At 72.8% G+C, this 19,917-nt stretch carries 13 protein-coding genes; 4 read left to right on the forward strand and 9 right to left on the reverse strand.

What is annotated here, in order from left to right; translation table 11 throughout:
* Window positions 1–5: 5 nt before the first annotated feature.
* Complete coding sequence (locus AB0H82_RS05630; protein WP_362989122.1) at window positions 6–611, reverse strand: peptidase; 606 nt, start codon at window positions 609–611, stop codon at window positions 6–8.
* Window positions 612–628: 17 nt separating this feature from the next.
* The gene (locus AB0H82_RS05635) at window positions 629–1,840 is read right to left on the reverse strand and encodes a pyridoxal phosphate-dependent aminotransferase (protein WP_362989124.1); all 1,212 of its coding nucleotides are present in this window, start codon (window positions 1,838–1,840) and stop codon (window positions 629–631) included.
* An 84-nt stretch (window positions 1,841–1,924) separates the two neighbouring features.
* On the opposite strand from AB0H82_RS05635, the gene AB0H82_RS05640 reads away from it, so the two are divergent.
* The gene (locus AB0H82_RS05640; protein ID WP_362989126.1) at window positions 1,925–2,599 is read left to right on the forward strand and encodes a winged helix-turn-helix transcriptional regulator; all 675 of its coding nucleotides are present in this window, start codon (window positions 1,925–1,927) and stop codon (window positions 2,597–2,599) included.
* Between the two features lie 28 nt (window positions 2,600–2,627).
* On the opposite strand, the gene AB0H82_RS05645 is transcribed toward AB0H82_RS05640, so the two are convergent.
* From AB0H82_RS05645 to AB0H82_RS05660, 4 genes are all read right to left on the reverse strand, one after another.
* On the reverse strand, window positions 2,628–4,148 hold the full coding sequence (locus AB0H82_RS05645; RefSeq protein WP_362989128.1) for a UDP-N-acetylmuramoyl-L-alanyl-D-glutamate--2,6-diaminopimelate ligase: 1,521 nt from the start codon (window positions 4,146–4,148) through the stop codon (window positions 2,628–2,630).
* A gap of 256 nt (window positions 4,149–4,404) precedes the next feature.
* On the reverse strand, window positions 4,405–5,295 hold the full coding sequence (locus tag AB0H82_RS05650; protein ID WP_362989130.1) for an NAD-dependent protein deacetylase: 891 nt from the start codon (window positions 5,293–5,295) through the stop codon (window positions 4,405–4,407).
* A gap of 39 nt (window positions 5,296–5,334) precedes the next feature.
* Window positions 5,335–6,558, reverse strand: coding sequence for a geranylgeranyl reductase family protein (locus AB0H82_RS05655; RefSeq protein ID WP_362989132.1), 1,224 nt, complete (start codon window positions 6,556–6,558; stop codon window positions 5,335–5,337).
* A 7-nt stretch (window positions 6,559–6,565) separates the two neighbouring features.
* Window positions 6,566–13,078 (reverse strand): type I polyketide synthase, encoded by a 6,513-nt coding sequence (locus tag AB0H82_RS05660; protein ID WP_362989134.1) that lies wholly within the window; start codon window positions 13,076–13,078, stop codon window positions 6,566–6,568.
* Window positions 13,079–13,283: 205 nt separating this feature from the next.
* On the opposite strand from AB0H82_RS05660, the gene AB0H82_RS05665 reads away from it, so the two are divergent.
* Window positions 13,284–14,225 carry a HipA family kinase gene (locus AB0H82_RS05665; RefSeq protein ID WP_362989136.1) on the forward strand — a complete coding sequence of 314 codons (942 nt, stop codon included), beginning with the start codon at window positions 13,284–13,286 and terminating at the stop codon, window positions 14,223–14,225.
* A gap of 82 nt (window positions 14,226–14,307) precedes the next feature.
* On the opposite strand, the gene aceB is transcribed toward AB0H82_RS05665, so the two are convergent.
* Window positions 14,308–15,927 carry a malate synthase A gene (gene aceB / locus AB0H82_RS05670; protein ID WP_362989138.1) on the reverse strand — a complete coding sequence of 540 codons (1,620 nt, stop codon included), beginning with the start codon at window positions 15,925–15,927 and terminating at the stop codon, window positions 14,308–14,310.
* A 226-nt stretch (window positions 15,928–16,153) separates the two neighbouring features.
* Window positions 16,154–16,777 (reverse strand): nucleotidyltransferase family protein, encoded by a 624-nt coding sequence (locus tag AB0H82_RS05675; RefSeq protein WP_362989139.1) that lies wholly within the window; start codon window positions 16,775–16,777, stop codon window positions 16,154–16,156.
* Window positions 16,778–16,960: 183 nt separating this feature from the next.
* Between AB0H82_RS05675 and AB0H82_RS05680 the strand changes: the two genes are divergently transcribed.
* Window positions 16,961–17,245, forward strand: a complete 285-nt coding sequence (locus AB0H82_RS05680) for a DUF5955 family protein (RefSeq protein ID WP_362989269.1) — start codon at window positions 16,961–16,963, stop codon at window positions 17,243–17,245.
* Between the two features lie 124 nt (window positions 17,246–17,369).
* Here the strand turns inward: AB0H82_RS05680 and AB0H82_RS05685 are convergent, their stop codons facing one another.
* Window positions 17,370–18,149 (reverse strand): IclR family transcriptional regulator, encoded by a 780-nt coding sequence (locus AB0H82_RS05685; protein ID WP_362989271.1) that lies wholly within the window; start codon window positions 18,147–18,149, stop codon window positions 17,370–17,372.
* A 384-nt stretch (window positions 18,150–18,533) separates the two neighbouring features.
* Between AB0H82_RS05685 and allB the strand changes: the two genes are divergently transcribed.
* On the forward strand, window positions 18,534–19,916 hold the full coding sequence (allB, locus tag AB0H82_RS05690) for an allantoinase AllB (RefSeq protein ID WP_362989141.1): 1,383 nt from the start codon (window positions 18,534–18,536) through the stop codon (window positions 19,914–19,916).
* The last annotated feature ends 1 nt before the right edge of the window (window position 19,917 follow it).

Here is a 19,917-nt window from a genome sequence, read left to right on the forward strand (position 1 = left end):
CCCTGTCAGCGCAGCGACACCCCGCGCCCGGCGAAGAACGGCTCGAACTCGCCGGCGGGCATGTCGGCGGCACGGGTGCGCGCGTCGACGCCCGACGGGTTGTGCAGGTGCAGCAGCCCCTCGGCCGTGCGCCGGGTGAGCAGCACCAGGTGCCCGCCCCTGCCGGGGGAGGGGCGGTGCGGTCGGCGGATCTCGTAGTGCACGGAGGCGATGACCTGGCGTCCCTCGTCGAGGAGCGGGCCGATCTCCTCGACCGAGAGGTGCCGGTGGACCTCGGCGTCGAGGCCGAACGCGTCGCGGGCGTACTCGGCGAACGGGGCGTAGATCATTCCCTTGATGACCCCGTCCACCTCGGTGTACGCGCCGTACTTGAGGGCGCCGTCCCGCAGGTCGAACAGGGTCGGCGCGGACGGGCCGAGCGCCATCCGGAAGCACGTCAGCCCGCACAGGTGGCCGCACCAGCGCGCGTAGTCCTCGACGGTCGCCGCGCCCGAGGTGCGCCACGCCGGGTCGGCGGCGCGGTCGAAGTCCTCGTACACGATGGGCGCGACGAGTTCGGGCGAGGCGAACTGCGTGTGGACGGGCTGTCCGCAGGCGGTGCAGGGCGACACGGTGCTCCCGGGGTGAGTCACTGCCGGTATCCGCTCAAGAAGCGGCCGATGCGGCTGATCGCCGCGTCGAGGTCGTCAGCGTAGGGGAGGGTGAGGATGCGGAAGTGGTCGGGGCGGGGCCAGTTGAAGCCCGTGCCCTGGACGACCTGGATCTTCTCCTGGAGGAGGAGGTCGAGGACGAACTTCTCGTCGTCGTGGATCGGGTGGACCTTCGGGTCCAGGCGCGGAAACGCGTACAGGGCGCCCTTCGGCTTCACGCAGGAGACGCCCGGGATCTCGTTCAGCTTCTCCCACGCCTTGTCGCGCTGCTCGTGCAACCGCCCACCGGGCACGGTGAGTTCACGGATGGACTGGCGGCCGCCGAGCGCCGCCTGGATGGCGTACTGGGCGGGGGCGTTCGGGCACAGCCGCATGGAGGCGAGCATCGTCAGGCCCTCCAGGTAGTTCTTCGCGTGCTGCTGCGGCCCCGTGACCACCAGCCAGCCGGAGCGGAAGCCCGCCACCCGGTACGTCTTGGACAGGCCGCAGAAGGTGAGGACCACGAGGTCGGGCGCGAGGGCGGCGACACTGTGGTGCACCGCGTCGTCGTACAGGATCTGGTCGTAGATCTCGTCGGCGAAGACCATCAGGCCGTGCCGGCGCGCCAGGTCGAGGATGCCCTCCAGGATCTCCTTCGGATAGACCGCGCCCGTGGGGTTGTTCGGGTTGATGATCACGACGGCCTTGGTCCGGTCGGTGATCTTCGAGGCCATGTCGTCGAGATCGGGGTACCAGTCGGCGGACTCGTCGCACACATAGTGGACGGCCTTGCCTCCGGAGAGGGTCGTCACGGCGGTCCACAGGGGGAAGTCGGGCGCCGGGATGAGGACTTCGTCGCCGTCCTCAAGGAGGGCCTGTACGGCCATGGTGACCAGCTCGGACACGCCGTTGCCGAGAAAGACGTCGTCTACGGAGACCTCGTCCAGGCCGAGCGCCTGGTACCGCTGGGCCACCGCGCGCCGGGCGGAGAGGATGCCCCGCGAGTCCGTGTAGCCATGCGCCTTGGGGAGCATCCGGATCATGTCCTGGACGATCTCCTCGGGCGCCTCGAAGCCGAAGAGCGCGGGATTGCCGGTGTTGAGGCGCAGCACGCTGTGGCCCGCCTCCTCCAGCGCGTTGGCGTGCTCGATGACGGGCCCCCGGATCTCGTAACAGACCTCGCTGAGCTTGCTCGACTGCCGGAACTCCATGCGCTGCGCCTCCCGTGACGTGTGTTACTTGGTTTTACCAAGCCCCCGCTTGGAAAGTCCAACAACTTGCATAGACTATGTCGCATGCCACCTCGCCGAAGCTACGACCAGTACTGCGCGGCAGCCCGGGCGCTGGACGCCGTGGGCGACCGCTGGACCCTGCTGATCGTCAGGGAACTGCTGGTCGGTCCCCGCCGCTACACCGACCTCCACGCCGACCTGCCGGGCGTCAGCACGGACGTGCTGGCCTCGCGCCTGAAGGACATGGAGCAGCGGGGTCTCGCGACCCGCCGCAGGCTGCCGGCGCCCTCCGCGGCGTACGTCTATGAACTCACCGGCAGGGGGCGCGGCTTGCTGCCGGTCCTTGAGGCCCTCGCCGCGTGGGGCGCCCCGGCCCTGGAGGAGCGCAGGCCCACGGACGCGGTGCGCGCGCACTGGTTCGCGCTGCCGCTGCTGAGGCATCTCGCGGCGGCCGGCGCCGGGGCGGGTGCCGAGGGCGTGGTGGAGGTGCGGCTCGACGAGGGCTGCTTCCACGTCCGGCTCACCGACGCCGAGCAGTCCGATGGTGAGCAGGCCGACGGTGAGCAGGCCTACGGCGACGGGCCCGCGCCGGACGGGGCCGACGCCACCCTCACCCTGGACGCCGACGCGTGCGTGGCCGTGAGCCGCGGCGAACTCACCCTCGGCCAGGGCGTCCGGGACGGGCGGATCGAGGTCGCCGGCGACTCGGTCGTCGCCAAGGCGCTGCGCGAGATGTGACGGCCCGCGCGGACGCGGCCCGGACGGCTCAACGTACCGACTGAACTCCCGGACGCCCGGCCGCCGTCTGCGCGGCCGCGAGTTCCCGCGCGGTCGCGATGTCGCTGAACGGAAGCAGCTCCCCGCGGACGGTCTGATGCGGTTCGCTGCCCTTGCCCGCGATGAGGACCGTGTCCCGGGGGCCCGCCGACGACAGGGCGAAGGCGATGGCCTCGCGCCGGTCGGCGAGCCGCTCGAACGGCGTCCCGGTCGCCGTGAGAGCGGGAACTATCTGGTCCAGGATCGCCTCCGGGTCCTCGTCGCGCGGGTTGTCGGAGGTCACGACGCAGAGGTCGGAGTGGGCCCCGGCGATCCTCCCCATGTCCGCGCGCTTCGTGGTGTCCCGGTCGCCGCCGCAGCCGAAGACGGTGATCACCCGGCCGCGCGCGTAGCCGCGGATGGTGGTCAGGACCTTGTCCAGGGAGTCGGGGGAGTGGGCGTAGTCCACGATCACGGAGGTACCCTCCGGCGTCTCGAAGCGTTCGAACCTGCCGGGCACGGGCGGGAGTTGGGCCAGCGCGGCGACGAGGGCGTCCAGGTCGTGGCCCAGTACGTGGCAGGAGGCGAGCGTCGCGAGGGCGTTGGCCACGGAGTACCGGCCGGGGAAAGGGATCGACGCGGGACGGGCAAGACCCCCGTGCCACAGGGTGAACCGCGTGCCCGACGCGCTCACCACCAGGTCGGTCGCCCGGTAGTCCGCAGGCCCGTCGAGCGCGTACGTGGTCACCGCGCCCGGCATCAGCGCGCCGATCCCGGCACCCACGGGATCGTCGGCGTTGACCACCGCGTGCCGGCAAAGGCCCTGGAAGAGCCGGAGTTTGGCGTCCCGGTAGTCGGCCATCGTGCCGTGGTCGTCCAGGTGATCCTGCGTCAGGTTGGTGAAGACGCCGACGTCGATGAAGGTGCGGTCCACCCGGTGTGTCAGCAGCGCCATGGAGGTGGCCTCAAGCACCACGCTGCCGGTCGCCCGGTCGCGCATGTGGCCGAGGAGGTACTGCAGGTCGGGCGATTCCGGGGTGGTGAGCACGGACCGCGGCATCGGGATCAGTTCGTCGCCCATCCGGCTGCCGGCCGTCCCGATGACCCCCACCTTCGCCCCGGAGGAGAGCCGCAGGGCGGACTCGACCATGTACGAGACGGACGTCTTGCCGTTGGTGCCGGTGACCGCCACCACATCCATGTGCCGCCCCGGTTCGCCGAAGTACCGCGAGGCCACGACCGCGGCCGCCCGCCGCGTGTCCGCCACCCGCACGACGCACCCGGTCGCGGACGGCGGAACCGCCGACGGCATCGGGTCGGCCCCTTCGACGATGACGGCCGCGGCACCGCGGGCGAACGCGGCGCCCACGGCGCCGGGACCGCCCTCCCGGTGCCCGGGCACGGCGACGAACACGGCACCGGGCCCGACCCGGTCGACGTCGAAGGTCACCCCCGCGGTGACCGCGACGGAGCCCGGCTCGCCCCGCAGTACGTGATGGTCGTGTCCGGCCAACAAGTCGTTCAGCTTCACGATGATCCATTCGAAGTGGCGCGGACCCGGTCGTGCGGTCGCGGCCGGGCGGAGCGGCGGCGGTGGCTGCGGCGGCCGAGGCGTTTCGGCGCGGGAGTCGCTAGCCGTGCTCGTGCAGGGAGACGCGAAGCGCACTGCGAAGTGCGGTACGAAGCGTGATGTGAAGCGCGAAGGGGCGGGTCCGAGGCGCCCTCGTGCACCTCGTGAAACCCATGGGACCCATGCGGCCGAGTGTACGCCCGGGCGTGACGTTCGGTTACCGGGCCGGAACGGGGACGCCCAGCCGGCCCGCCACGGTGGTGAGAGCCGCGCCGAGGGGCAGCGCGACCCGGGCGACGGCGTGCTGGTCGCCGCGGGTCGGGTCCTGGTTGACGATCAGCACCGGCTTGCCGCCCTGCGCGGCCTGACGGACGAACCGGAGCCCCGACATCACCGTCAGGGAGGAGCCGAGGACCAGCAGCGAGGTCGCCCCCCGGACCAGCTCGCGGCAGTGCTCGACCCGCTCCGGCGGAACGGCCTCGCCGAAGAACACGACGTCCGGTTTGAGGACGCCACCGCAGACTCCGCACGGTACGACGCGGAAGTCCCCCACCTGTTCGTCGCTGAGGTCGGCGTCACCGTCCGGATTGATGCCCGCGGCCACCGGCTCGAACCCGGGATTGGCCTCCTCCAGCCGCCGGGCGAGCTCACGCCGCGGACTGCGGGCGCCGCAGGAGAGGCAGACGACACGGTCCAGGCTGCCGTGGAGCTCCACGACGCCCGTGCTGCCGGCGCCCTGGTGCAGCCCGTCGACGTTCTGGGTGATCACACCGGACAGGAGCCCGTGCTCCCCGAACGCGGCGACGGCCCGGTGCCCCGCGTTGGGCCGGGCGCGCCCGAAGGTCCGCCAGCCGAGGTGGCTGCGCGCCCAGTACCGGCGCCGGGCCCGGGCGTCGGCGGTGAACTCCTGGTAGGTCATCGGAGTGTGCCTGCTCAGGCTGCCGCCCTCACCCCGGTAGTCGGGAATGCCCGACTCCGTGGAGATCCCCGCCCCACTGAGCACCACCACGCCACCGGCCTCCAGCGCGCCGGTGACCGGACCCAGATCCGTGGTGGCCGGTGGCAGATCCTCGGGAGGACTCCAGCTCAGAGTGGGACGCATACGCATGCGGCAAGGGTACGCAAGGGGCTCCCGGGGCACAGCGCCCTACGAGACCCTCCCGGGCCGGCCCGAACCGCGGCGGCTCGCCGGCAGGCGTCCCGCCACGGCCGCTGCCGTGCGGGCGAGAGGCGTGGTCATGATGCCCGCCACGCTCGTACGTCCGGCGATGTACGCGTCGAGACGGTGCCACGCCGGGGGAACTCGGGTCAGGGCCGTGTGGACGAGGGCTGGGTTGCGGGCGAAGAGGGCCATGAGGGAGCTGCTCGCCCGCATTTCGGCGCCCAGGACGTCGTTGATCCGGCGGCCGTAGTCATCGGCGGCGGCGCGCGCTCCCGGCTCGTCCGCGCCGACCACGCGGCTCGCGGCGCGGCCCGCCAGGTCCCCTGAGCGCAGGGCGTAGGAGATCCCTTCCCGCGACCAGTGGTCGACCAGCGCCGCGGCGTCACCGGCCACCAGTACGCGCCCCCGGGCCACCGGGGAGTCCGGGCGGCGGCACCGGGTCAGGTGGCCGGTGTCGTGGAGGGGGCGCGGGCCGATGAGCCCGTGGCGTGTCAGGAAGTCCTCCTTGTAGGCGCGGAGGGCGACGGGGTTGCCCCGGGCGGCCACCACTCCGGCGGTGCACACGTCCCCCTTGGGAAAGACCCAGCCGAACGAGCCCGGCAGCGGCCCCCACTCCATCAGGGCGCGGCCGCGCCAGCGGTCCGCCGTCCTCTCGTCGACCGGCACCTCCACCTCCAGGGCGAGGTCGACCTGCGCGCACTGCACGCCCACGTACCGCGAGACCCGGCTCGCACTGCCGTCGGCGCCGACGACCGCGCGGGCGCGGAGCGTGTCGCCGCGGTTGGTCCTCACACTGACGGTGTCGCCCCGCTGTTCGAGCGTGGTCAGCGCGGTGCCGTCCCTGACCTCCGCGCCGGCCGCGGCGGCCGCCTCGGTCAGCGCGGCGTCGAGTTCGCTGCGGTAGACCATGGCGCACGTCGGTGAGCTGGAGTCGAGGGTGCGCTCCTTGTGGCCGTTGTGGGCGAAGGTGAACCGGCGAGCCGTGTCGTAGACCTTCAGGGACAGGCCCGGCGGCAGGGCGGCGAGCGACGCTCCGATGAGGCCGCCGCCGCAGGTCTTGTAGCGGGGGATCGTGGCGCGTTCCAGCAGCAGTGTCGTACAGCCGTTCTCGGCGGCGACGCGGGCGGCCGTGGCGCCGGCGGGGCCGGCTCCGACGACGATCACGTCCCAGATGCCGGGCGCGCGGGTGGGGTGGGAAGGAGCGGACATGCGCTGATCACCTAGCGGTCGGGGTGGGGGAGGACTCTCTTGTTGTGGGCTCCTGCTCCTCCTCCGGGTGGAGGCGCGCAAGGAGGTAGCGCGTGAGGGCCGTGCCCGTCGGGTGGGTCCACATCACGGTCGTGGGGATGTCCAGGGCCAGTTCGCGCTGGAGGCGGTTGCGCAGGGCGATGGCCATGAGGGAGTCCAGGCCGAGCGTGACCAGGGACGTGTTGGCGTCGAACCGGTCGGTGCCGAGCCGCAGGACCGCCGCGATGTGGCCGACGACCTCGGGCAGCAGCAACTGCTGCCGCCGCTGGGGGCAGTCCGCCGCCCGCAGCGACTCCAGGAGGGCGCTGCGGGACCCGGCACCGTCCGTGCCCGCCGCCGGGGCGGCCAGTTCGGCGAAGAAGGCGGTGCGGCCGGTGGCGGGGAAGGACTCCAGCCACCGGGCCAGGTCGACGGGCGTGTAGGCGGTGCGGCCGCGGTCGTGGCGGAGGATGCGCTCCAGCGCCTCGATGCCCTCGGCGGGCGCGATCATGGCGTAGCCGCGTTCGGCCATCCCGGTGCCGCGCCCGACCTCGGCCCACGGCCCCCAGTTGACGCAGGTGGCGGGCAGCCCCTGGGCGCGGCGCCAGCTCGTGAACTCGTCGAGCCAGGCGTTGGCGGCCGCGTAGGCGCCCTGCCCGGGGTTGCCCAGCAGGGAGGCGGCGGAGGAGAAGGTCACCCACCAGTCCAGGGGCGCGCCCTCGGTGGCCCGGTGGAGCAGCCAGGCGCCGGTCGCCTTGGGCCGCCAGACCTTCTCCAGGAGAGCGGCGGAGAGGTTGGCGACGGTGGCGTCCTCGACCACGGCCGCGGCGTGGACGACACCGCGCAGGGGGTGGCCCGTGTCCAGGGCGGCCCGTACGAGCGTGTCGGCGACGCCCGGCTCGGCGAGGTCGCCGCGGACCACATCGACGCGGGTGCCGAACTCCTCGGTGAGGGCGTCGATGGCGGTACGCGTATCAGCGGTCGGGGCGCTCCGGGAGGTGAGCACCACGGCGGCGGCGCCCCGTCCGGCGAGCCACCGGGCGACCAGGAGTCCGAGGCCGCCGAGCCCGCCCGTGACCAGATAGCTCGCGTCGGGGCGGACGACCGGAACGTCCTCGGGGCGTACGGGCAGGGTGTCCGTGCCCGCGGCGGGCCAGGTGAGGACGAGTTTGCCGGTGTGCCGGGCGGACGCCATGGTGTGGAACGCCGACGACGCCTCGGCGACGGGGTGTTCGGTGACGGGCAGCAGCGGAAGGGTGCCCTCCGCGAGCATGCCGGAGAGCTCGCGGTAGCCCTCGGCGAGGAGTTCGGGGTCCTGCCGCAGCATCATCAGCACGTCGACACCGGAGAAGGTGACGTTGTGGCGGAAGGGCAGCAGGCCGAGACGGGTGTTGGCGTAGATGTCCCGCTTGCCGAGCTCAAGGAAGCGGCCCCGGTGCGCCAGCAGGCCGAGGCTCGCGGTCTGCGCCGGTCCTGTGAGGGAGTTGAGTACGACGTCGACGCCGCGGCCCCCGGTCGCGTCGCGCACCTGGTCGGCGAAGTCGAGGGTGCGGGAGTCCATGACGTGCGCGACGCCGAGGCTCCGCAGGTACGCCCGCTTGGCCTCGCTGCCCGCGGTCGCCAGGACCTCCGCGCCACACGCCCGTGCCAGATTCAGCGCGGCCAGACCGGTGCCGCCGCTCGCCGAGTGGACCAGCACCTTCTCCCCCGCCCGGAGCCGGGCCAGGTGCCGCAGGGCGTACCAGGCGGTCAGGTAGGCGCACGGCAGCGCGGCGGCGTCCCGGGCGCTCACCCCGTCGGGCAGCGGCAGCAGGCAGTCGGCGCGGACGGTCGTGAAGGAGGACATGACCGCGGGCTGCGAGGCGTCCACGAACATGGCGGCCACGCGGTCGCCCTCCCGCACCTCCCGGACGCCGTCCCCGACGGCGGTGACGACGCCCGCGCCGTCGAACGCGCTGACGTCCGGCTGCTCCTCACCGGTGTTGAACCGCTGGTAGACGCCCATGGCCTGGAGCACATTGATGAAGTTGACGCTGGTGGCGTCGAGCCGGACCTCGACCTCGCCCGGCCCGGGACGCCGCCGGGACTGGGCGACGAACTCGAAGGAGTCCAGGTCGCCGGGGCGCCCGAGGTGCAGGGCCACCCGGTCGCCGCCCCGGTCGACGGTGGCCCGGCGGCGCTCCTCGCCGTCCAGCGGGACATTGCGCAGGCGCGCGAGGTGACGCGTGCCGTGGCGGTAGGCGATCTCGTCCTGTTCGTCGGGGCAGGCGAGCAGTTCCGCGGCGACCTCCGCGACCGGTGTCGACACATCGACATCCAGGACGCCAGGGCGCAGTTCGGGGTGCTCGTAGCTCAGCACCCGCACGAGCCCGCGCAGCCCGGCCTGTGCCAGGTCCGGCCGGTCCCCGGGCGCGACGTGCTGCGCGGTGGCGGTGACGGTCCACAGGCGCGGGGCCGTCCCGCCGCCACCGCCCGTGGTCCGGGTGAGCGCGCGGGCCGCTTCCGCAAGCCGCGCGACCTGCTGCCGCGCCGGGCGGTCGGGGGTCGTATTTACACCTGACGAGCAGTCGAGACTGGTGCCGATGTCGTCGCCGCACGCGGGCAGATACACCACCGCGCGCGACGCCTGCGCGACGGCCTCGGTCGGCACCACGGGGGTACCGCCGCGTTCCGGGCCGCCGTCAGAAACGAGTTCCTGGACGCTCACAGTCGCGCCCCGCACCCGCAGCGCCCCGGCCAGGTCGTGCGCGTACGCCGCACGTCCCGGTTCCGCCAGGAGGGTCCAGGCGCCGGGCTCCCCGGCCGGTGCCGGACGCTCGCCCGGCTCCCACGCGGCCCGGAGCAGCCGCCCGGCGAAGCGCTCCTCCGCGCTCTCGGCGGGTACGTGACGGAATTCCACGCCGGTGGCGTCGGCGACGACGGAGCCGTCGTCGGCCCAGAGCCGGAAGTCCGCGAGGAACCGGTCGGCGCCCACCAGTCGGAGGGTGACCAGGCAGTAGCCGGTGAGCGGGACCGTCCCGTACAGGCGCAGCGACTCGATGCCCCGGGGCAGGATGCCGCCCGCGGGCACGGAGCCGGTGCGCAGCACGGCGCCCGCGACGGCCTGGAGGCAGGTGTCGAGCGCGACGGGGTGGCAGTGGAGTGCCTGCGCGCCGGCCCGCCCGCCGTCGGGCACGCGCAGGCGGGCAAGCAGGCGGGCGCCCGCGCGGTCGGCCGGTGCCCCGTCCGTGTACAGCGCCTGGAGGCCGAGGAACGGCGGGCCGTGGTGCACGCCGCGCTCCTCGCGCATCTGCCGGTAGACGTCCGCCGGGTCCACGGCGTGCGGGAACTCCGCGAGCAACTCCTGTGGGGCGCGGCCCTCCGGCACGGGCTCACCCTCGGGCGCGAGGTGCAGGGACGCCCGGGCGTGCCGGACGGAGGTGCCGTCGGAGGCCGTGCTGACCACCTGCCAGTGCGCGGTGTCCGGCCCCGCCGCCTCGGCGGTGGCGGTCACGGACGTGCCGTCGGACGAGGGCAGCAGCAGCCGCTCCAGGTCCACGCCGGTGATGCGCAGCCGCTCCGGCCCCGCCGCGTACAGGTCGCGGGCGGCGGCGACGGCCATCTCGCACAGGGCCGCGCCGGGCACCACGGGGACGTCGTCGACGCGGTGCGCGTCCAGCCAGGGCAGGGTGCCGGGCGTGACGCGGGTCTGCCACAGGTGGCGTCCCGCACCGTCGGGGTCCGCGGTGTGCGCTCCGGTGAGCGGGTGCGCGGCGGGGGAGGAGTGGGCCCCGGACGACTGCCGCAGCGGGGAGGGATCGACGACGTACCGGGTGCGCTCCCAGGTGGTCGGCGGTACGTCGGCCAGGGCGCCGACACCGTAACGTCCTGCCCAGTCCAGCGGGTGGCCCGCGCAGTGCAGCGCCGCCACGTGGGTGTGGAAGGCCAGCGCGTCGTCGGTGTCGCGCAGCAGGGAGGGCACGACCGCGGTGCCGGTGTGCCCGTGCGCCGTGAGCGTGGCCTGCACGGGGTGGACGAGGACGGGGTGCGGACCGATCTCGACGAAGACGCGGTGCCCGTCCTCGGCCGCGGCCCGCACCGCGTCGGCGAAGCGCACCTCGCGGCGGAGGTTGTCCGACCAGTAGGCGGCGTCGAAGGCGGCGTGCTCGCGCGGGTCGTCGGTGACGGTGCTGTAGAACGCCGTGCCCGGTGACCGGCCCGCGACCCCGGCGAGCGCGTCGGCGAGGTCGGGCAGGATCGGGTCCATGTGCGCGGTGTGCGAGGCGACGTCCACCTCGACCACGCGGATGCCGATGCCGCGCGCGTCCCACTCCTCGGCGAGGCGCCGGATGCGGTCCGCGTCGCCGCCGACGACGGTGTTCTCCGGCGACGCGACGACCGCGACGGTCACACCCCGCACGTCGTCCTCCGCGAGGAGCCGTTCGACCTCGGCGCGGCCCAGGGCGACCGACGCCATCAGGCCCTGCCCGGCCGTCCGCAGGATCAGGCGCGAGCGGCGGCAGATGACCCGTACCCCGTCCCGTACGCCGAGCGCCCCCGCGGCCACCGCCGCGGCGACCTCCCCCATGGAGTGGCCGATCACGGCCGCCGGTTCGACGCCGTGCGAACGCCACATCGCCGCGAGACCCAGCTGGACGGCGAAGATCACCGGCTGCACCCGGTCGAACCCGGTCACCACCTCGGGGCGGCACAGGGTCTCGCGCAGGGAGAGGCCGGACTCCTCGGCCACGAGCGGTTCGAGCTCGTCGATCACCCGGGTGAACTCCGGGTCGCGATCGAGGAGTTGACGGCACATGCCTGCCCACTGCGAGCCGTGTCCCGAGAAGACCCACACCACGCCCCGTCCGGCGTCGGGCACCGCACGGCCGGTCGCCACCCCGGCGGCGGGAGCGCCACCGGCCGCGAACTCATCGAGCCGCGCGACCAGTTCCGGCCGGCCCGCTGCGACCAGTGCGGCTCGCTCCCGTGCGGGCGAACGGCGGGTCGCCAGGGTGTGCGCCACGTCGCACAGCGGCACGCGCGACCCCTCGCCCCGCAGCCACCGCGCCAGCAGGCCGGCCGCCGACCGCAGGGCGACGGGCGTGCCCGCGGAGAGCGGGAACACGCGCAGGGCCTCGTCGTCACCGGACGCCGCAGCGGAACGGTCGGGCGGCACCGGGCGCCTCGCGGCGGGCAGCGAGGGCGGTGCGGGCGGCTGTTCGAGTACGACGTGGACGTTGGTGCCGCTGATGCCGAAGGAGGACACGGCGGCCAGCCGGGCACCTTCCCGTACCGGCCACTCGGTCGTGTCGGTGGGTACGAACAGACGGGTGCCGTCGGCGTCGATCTGCGGGTTCCACTCGTTGAAGTGCAGGCTGGCCGGCACCATGCCGTGCCGCAGGGACGCGATGGCCTTCAGCAGACCGGCCACGCCCGACACCGGTTCGGTGTGGCCGATGTTGGTCTTCACCGAACCCAGCGCGCACCGGTCGCGCCCCTTGCCGTAGACGGCAGCCACCGCGCTGAACTCGATGGGGTCACCGACCGCCGTGCCGGGCCCGTGCGCCTCGACCATCCCGACGTCACCGGCGTCGACGCCCGCGCGCTCCAGCGCCAGGCGGTAGAGATCGATCTGCGCGGGTTCGGAGGGCGCGCTCAGCCGCGTGCCCCGCCCGTTCTGGTTGACCGCCGAGCCGCGCACCACCGCGAGCACCCGGTCCCCGGCCCGTACCGCGTCCGAAAGCCGCTTGAGCACGACCACACCGCAGCCCTCGCCGCGTACGTAGCCGTCGGCGGCGGCGTCGAAGGCGTGACAGCGACCGGTGGGCGAGAACACGCCCCACAGCGCGGGGGCGATGACGCCCTCAGGCCCCAGGGTCAGCATGGCGGCACCGGCGAGCGCCACGTCCGACTCGCCGGTCCGCAGGCTCTGACAGGCGGAGTGCACGGCGACGAGACCGGAGGCGCAGGCGCTCTCCATGACGACCTGCGGACCCCGCAGATTCAGCATGAAGCCCACCCGGCCCGGGCCGATGCTGTCGAAGCCGGTGTACATCGCGTAGGCGTTGACGTCCTCCAACGGCCGCTGCACACGCAGCATGTAGTCCTTCTGGTAGATGCCGAAGAACATGCCCGTCGGCGTGCCGGACAGCCGCTGGGCCGGAATCCCGGAGTGCTCGATGGCCTCCCAGGCGACCTCCGAAAGCAGCCGGTGCTCGGGGTCCACCCAGGGCGCTTCATCCGCGTTGATCCCGAAGAACTCCGGCTCGTAGGCGTAGACGTCGTCGTCCAGGAAACAGCCGTACCGCAGCCGGTCCGCGACCTGGGCGGGGAGACCGGCCAGTTCCGCCTGCGCCCACCGCTCGGCGGGCACCTCACGCACCGTCTCCCGACGTGCCATCAGCAAGCGCCACAGCGAGGTGAGGGAGTCGGCCCCACCGGGAAACCGGCAGGCGGCTCCCACGATCGCGATCGGCTCGTCCCGGTCCGTTCCGGGGGCCATGAGGTCGGGTCGTGCGGGCATGAGCGGGCCGTCCTTCACCACGAGAAAGCGAGAAACCAGAAATGAGAAGCCACTGTGTATCTCGGCAGCCGGCACGGCGTCTCGCAGGGCGTGCGGGCGTCGATCGGTGGCATGCCGGGGGAGCGCCGCCCCGGGAACGCACCAAGATCAACCGCTTGGGTGGGCGCTTAGCGGATCATCGACGCGCGGTGATTATGCTCGGCTCATGAAAGAAGAGAGCCGGGGAGCGGGACCGGCGAAGGCGCTGAGGCAGGTCGTCGCGACCCGCTACATCGAGCCCCTGCGGGCCGGCGGTTCCGTGCCGGGTGTCGTCGAGGCCGACGACATGGGCACGTACGTCGTGAAGTTCACCGGGTCCGCCCAGGGCCGCAAGGCGCTGGTTGCCGAGATCATCGTCGGCGAGCTGGCCCGCCACCTCGGCCTCCGCTTCCCCGAACTGGTCCTCGTCGACTTCGACCCGGCGGTCGCCGCCGACGAACCGCACCAGGAGGTCCAGGACCTGCTGCACGCCAGCGCGGGCCGCAACCTCGGCATGGACCTGCTGCCGGGCGCCGCGGACTTCACCCCGGAGGCGATCGACGTCGACCCGCTGGAGGCCGGCAAGGTCGTCTGGCTCGACGCCCTCACCGCGAACGTCGACCGCACGGTGCACAGTTCGAACCTGATGGTCTGGCCCACCTTCGGCGTCCACGAGCCGAAGCTGTGGCTCATCGACCACGGCGCCGCGCTCGTCTTCCACCACCGCTGGGGCGCGACGCCGCCCGACAAGGCGTACGACTTCCGCCACCACGCCCTCGGCGGGTACGGCCCGGACACGGCCGCCGCCGACGCCGAGCTGGCGCCGCTCGTCACGGAGGCCGTGCTCCACGGGATCGTGGGCCTCGTGCCGGACGCGTGGCTCGCCGACGAGCCCGGCTTCACGTCCCCGGACGAGGTGCGTGCGGCGTACGTGGCGTTCCTGCTGGCCCGCGCCCGGTCCTCCGCGGCATGGCTGCCGGTGGACTTTCCCAGCCGGGGCGAGCTGGCCGCCGCGGACGCGAGGCGCGCGGCCGCCACGGAGAAGGGCCGTCCCGCCTGGCTGAAGCGGGTTCCTGATCTGCACGGGAAGCCCGCGGCGGAGCAGGACTGGTCGCGACACGTGAGGTGACGTGGCGTGACGTCGAGCGGACGCGACGAGGCCCCCGGCGCTGTGCGGTGCCGGGGGCCTCGTGCTGTCCGTACGCGGAACGTCAGCGCAGCTGCTCGTACGCCGGGAGGGTCAGGAAGTCCGCGTAGTCCGCGTCCAGGGAGACCTGGAGGAGGAGGTCGTGGGCCTGCTGCCACTTGCCGGCCGCGAAGGCCTCGTCGCCGATCTCGGCGCGGATCGCGGCCAGTTCGGCGGCGGCGACCTCGCGGGCGAGGTCGGCGGTGGCGGTTCGGCCCGTCTCGAAGACGACGCCCGCGTTGATCCACTGCCAGATCTGCGAGCGCGAGATCTCCGCGGTGGCCGCGTCCTCCATGAGGTTGAAGATGGCGACGGCGCCGAGGCCGCGCAGCCACGCCTCGATGTAGCGGATGCCGACCTGGACGGCGTTGACCAGGCCGTCGTACGTGGGCTTCGCGTCGAGGGAGTCGATGGCGATCAGGTCCTCGGGCGCGACCCGCACGTCCTCGCGCAGGCGGTCCTTCTGGTTCGGCTTGTCGCCGAGCACCGCGTCGAAGGACTCCATGGCGATCGGGACCAGGTCCGGGTGCGCCACCCACGAGCCGTCGAAGCCGTCGCCGGCCTCGCGGTCCTTGTCGTTCTTGACCTTCTCGAACGCGACCTTGTTGACCTCCGCGTCCTTGCGGGACGGGATGAACGCCGCCATGCCGCCGATGGCGTGCGCGCCGCGCTTGTGGCAGGTGCGGACGAGGAGTTCGGTGTACGCCCGCATGAACGGGGCCGTCATCGTCACCAGGTTGCGGTCCGGCAGGACGAACTTCGAGCCGCCGTCACGGAAGTTCTTGACGATGGAGAAGAGGTAGTCCCAGCGGCCCGCGTTGAGGCCGGACGCGTGGTCGCGCAGCTCGTAGAGGATCTCCTCCATCTGGTACGCGGCGGTGATCGTCTCGATCAGGACGGTCGCGCGGACCGTGCCCTGCGGGATGCCGACGTAGTCCTGCGCGAAGACGAAGATGTCGTTCCAGAGGCGGGCCTCCAGGTACGACTCCGTCTTCGGGAGGTAGAAGTACGGGCCCTTGCCGAGCTCGATGAGGCGCTTGGCGTTGTGGAAGAAGTAGAGGCCGAAGTCGACGAGCGCGCCGGGGACCGGCTTGCCGTCGACCTGGAGGTGGCGCTCGTCCAGGTGCCAGCCGCGCGGCCGCATGACGACGGTGGCCAGCTCGTCGGCGCCCTTCAGGGCGTACGACTTGCCGGTGCGCCCGTCGGTGAAGTCGATGCGGCGCTCATAGGCGTCGGTGAGGTTGAGCTGGCCGAGGATCACGTTCTCCCAGGTGGGAGCCGAGGCGTCCTCGAAGTCCGCGAGCCAGACCTTCGCGCCCGAGTTGAGGGCGTTGATGGTCATCTTGCGGTCGGTCGGGCCGGTGATCTCCACGCGGCGGTCGTTCAGCGCGGCGGGGGCCGGGGCGACCTGCCAGGAGTCGTCCTCGCGGACCGCGGCGGTCTCCGGGAGGAAGTCCAGGGTGGAGGTGCGGGCGATTTCGGCACGGCGCTCGGCACGCCGGGCGAGGAGCTCGTCACGCCGGGGCGTGAACAGCCGGTGCAGCTCGGCCACAAAGGCGAGGGCCGCGTCGGTGAGCACCTCTTCCTGCCGGGGCAGGGGCTCTGCGTCGACGATGGCCAGCGGCGACGGCGCTAGTGCGGACATGAGCTGTCACTTCCTTCAGAGAGCTGCGCGGACGGTGCCGGGCGGGCCGCCGGGCAGACGCGGTGGCACTGGGTGCCACAGGAGCCGAGGTACGGCTGCGGGGCCCCGTCCGAGGTAACGGGCCTTCTGGTCAGTGGATACTAGTTTCCTCATAGTGGAAGTTCAATGGTTTGTTGATGTCGAGATTCTTCTCGTCGACACAACGTGTCGCTGAGTGCCACGCCGGTCACTCCAAGTGGATCAGGTCCTCGGCCGTGTCGATGTCGTACGCCTCCGCGACGTCCCCGCACTCGATCAGCGTGAGCGCTGAGGCGTGCGCCCGCAGGTAGTCGCGTGCCCCGCGGTCCCCGACCGCACTCGCCCCGATACCCGCCCAGTGCGCACTCCCGAACAGGACGGGATGGCTCCGCCGCCCCTCGTAAGCGGCCGCCGCGAGCGTCGTCGGCGACCGGTACGCCGAGCGCACCCGGGCCGTCGCGGCCGCTCCGATCCCCGGCTGGTCGACGAGCGAGACCAGCGCGGCGGACGCGCCGGTGCCGGCGAGCGAGGCGAGCCCGGCCCGCAGGGACGAGCCCATGCCCTCCGCCCACTCCGGGTTGTCGACCAGGACGCAGCCGGGGAGCGAGGCCCGCTCGCGCACGGCGCCGGCGGACGCGCCGAGCACCACGTGCACCCGCTCGCACCCGGCGTCGCGCAGCACCCGCACCGCGTGCTCCACCAGTGGCGCGCCCCGGTGCTCCAGGAGGGCCTTCGGCCGCCCGCCGAGACGCCGTCCGCCACCGGCGGCGAGCAGCAGCCCGACGACCTCCCCCGCCCCGGCGGCCCGCACGTTCATCGGTTCTGTCGTCATGGCTCCTGCATACACGTCGCGACAGCGTGCGCGAAGTGGCGCATCCCGCATCGGGGGCGGTTTACTGACCCGCGGCCCCCGGCGCCTGACCAGCGCCTCAGGGGGCCGTGAAAGATGAACGGAACAGCCGCACGGGGACGTGCGAGGGGGAGAGCCGTGTTGCGGAGCGTGGAGCAGAGTCAGGTGGCCGGGAGCGACGAGGACCCACGGGTGGCGGAACTGCGCGCCGCCGTCGCCCGGCTGCGCCGTGAACTCGCCGCCCATCCGGCCGAGTTCGCGGACCGCGGCATCGCCGAGGACGAACTGGCGGCGCTGGCGGAGATGGCGTACGGCACCCCGGAGGTCCCCCGGATGCGCCGGTCCCTCCTGCTCGTGGCCGGGGCGATCGGCTCCGTCAGCGCACTGGCCGCGGGGCTGGCGGCGGTGCGGGGCGCGGTGGAAATGTTCGGCGAGCCGAAGGGCCGGTGAGTCCGCCGGGGCGGTTCGGCCCCCTGACCGGACCTGCCCCTACCCGGCAGTGACGTCGCGGGGCAAACGGGTGGGTGGGCGAGAAACCCGCCGCGGAGCGGCGGACCAGTGTTCCGCCCAGGGCTCAGGAGCCAGAACCGGCCGAGACCAGCGCCTCCGACAACTCCACGGCCACCTGCTGCAACACCGGCACGATCTTCTCCGTGGCCGCCTCGGTCACCCGCCCCGCGGGACCGGAGATGGAGATCGCCGCCGCCGTGGGCGAGTTGGGCACCGGCACGGCCAGGCACCGCACGCCGATCTCCTGTTCGTTGTCGTCCACCGCGTACCCCGTGCGGCGCACGACCTCCAGCGCGTCGAGGAAGCCCTCGGGCGTGGTGATCGTCTTCTCCGTGGCGGCCGGCATCCCGGTGCGGGCGAGCAGCGCCCTGACCTCCTCCGGCGACGTGTGGGCGAGCAGCGCCTTGCCGACGCCCGTGGAGTGCGGCAGGACCCGTCGGCCGACCTCGGTGAACATCCGCATGGAGTGCTTGGACGGCACCTGTGCGACGTACACGATCTCGTCGCCGTCGAGCAGCGCCATGTTCGCCGTCTCGCCGGTCTCCTCGACGAGGCGGGCGAGGTAGGGGCGCGCCCACGTGCCGAGCAGCCGCGACGCGGATTCGCCGAGGCGGATCAGGCGCGGGCCGAGGGAGTAGCGGCGGTTGGCCTGCTGGCGTACGTACCCGCAGGCGACCAGCGTGCGCATGAGGCGGTGGATCGTGGGCAGCGGCAGGCCGCTGCTGGCGGAGAGCTCGCTGAGACCGACCTCGCCCCCCGCGTCCGCCATCCGCTCAAGCAGATCGAAGGCGCGCTCAAGGGACTGGACGCCACCACTCGCGGCGGGGGTCTTGGAGGCGGCGATTTCAGCAGGGGCGTCGCTGGCGCTTGACGTCGGCACGGCGCGTTCCTTTCGGTGCTGGCGGGCAAGGAAGCAGCCTACCGGTCGGTTCTTCACGAGGACTGTCGCTCGGCATGCCGTCGCCGCCGGTCAGGGGGCGTTTGTCCATGTCTCCGCAGGGTTGTCCCGCGACCCTTCGGCGCTGTCGTTGTGTGTAGCTACGTTCTGTTAGGCGGAATCATAATTCCACTCTGTGGAAACGTCCAGTGCGGGCGCCGTTCACGGGGCCCGTGGAAGCCGACCCTTGACGCCGTCGGCGCGAGCGTGAAAACTCCTTCAACAGAACGTTGAATTCCGTTAAGCGGAAGCAAAAGGTCTGTGCAGCGGAACAGAAGAGAGGGGACGCGGGTGTCCGAAAGGGACGTGGACGTGGACGCGACGGCGGGCCGGAGCGTGGAGCTGGTGCTCCGCTCGACCCGGGTCGTCACCCCGGAAGGGACGCGGGCCGCCTCGGTCGCCGTCTCCGGCGGGAAGATCGTGGCCGTCACCGCGTACGACGCCGAGGTGCCGGCCGGCGCGCGCCTGGAGGACCTCGGCGACGACGCCCTGCTGCCCGGCCTGGTCGACACGCACGTCCACGTGAACGACCCGGGCCGCACGGAGTGGGAGGGCTTCTGGACCGCCACCCGCGCCGCGGCCGCCGGCGGCATCACCACCCTGATCGACATGCCCCTCAACTCCCTGCCGCCGACGACGACGGTGGACAACCTGCGCACCAAGCAGGACGTCGCCCGCAGCAAGGCCCACATCGACGTCGGGTTCTGGGGCGGCGCCCTCCCCGACAACGTCCAGGACCTCAAGCCGCTGCACGACGCGGGCGTCTACGGCTTCAAGTGCTTCCTCTCGCCCTCGGGCGTGGATGAGTTCCCCGAGCTGAACCAGGACCAGCTGGCCGCCTCGATGGCCGAGATCGCCGGCTTGGGTCCTCATGGGGGTCTCCTCATCGTGCACGCCGAGGACCCGCACGAGCTCGACGCCGCCCCGCACAAGAGCGGCCCCAAGTACGCGGACTACCTGCAGACCCGGCCCCGTATCTCCGAGGACACCGCGATCGAGGGGCTCATCGCCGTCGCCAAGCGGATCGGCGCTCGCGTCCACGTCCTGCACCTGTCCTCCTCCGACGCCCTGCCGCTCATCGCCGCCGCCAAGCGCGAAGGCGTCGAGCTGACCGTCGAGACCTGCCCCCACTACCTCACCCTGACCGCCGAGGAAGTCCCGGACGGCGCCAGCGAGTTCAAGTGCTGCCCGCCCATCCGCGAGGCCGGCAACCAGGACCTGCTGTGGGAGGCGCTGGCCGACGGCACCATCGACTGCGTCGTCACCGACCACTCCCCGTCCACCGCCGACCTGAAGACCGACGACTTCGCGACCGCGTGGGGCGGCATCTCCGGACTCCAGCTGAGCCTGCCCGCGGTCTGGACCGAGGCCCGCAGGCGCGGCCACACCCTCGACGACGTGGTGCGCTGGATGTCGGAGCGCACCGCACACCTGGTCGGCCTCGACCGGAAGGGCGCCATCGCGGCCGGCCGCGACGCCGACTTCGCGGTCCTCGCGCCCGACGAGACCTTCACCGTGGACCCCGCGGAGCTGCACCACAGGAACCGGGTCACGGCGTACGCGGGCAAGACCCTCAGCGGCGTCGTGAAGTCCACCTGGCTGCGCGGCGAACGCATCCTGCACGGCGGCGAGTTCAGCGAACCCGCAGGCCGACTTCTGGAAAGGAACAACTGAA

The organism is Streptomyces sp. NPDC050732 (genome assembly GCF_040654255.1).
GTDB lineage: Bacteria > Actinomycetota > Actinomycetes > Streptomycetales > Streptomycetaceae > Streptomyces.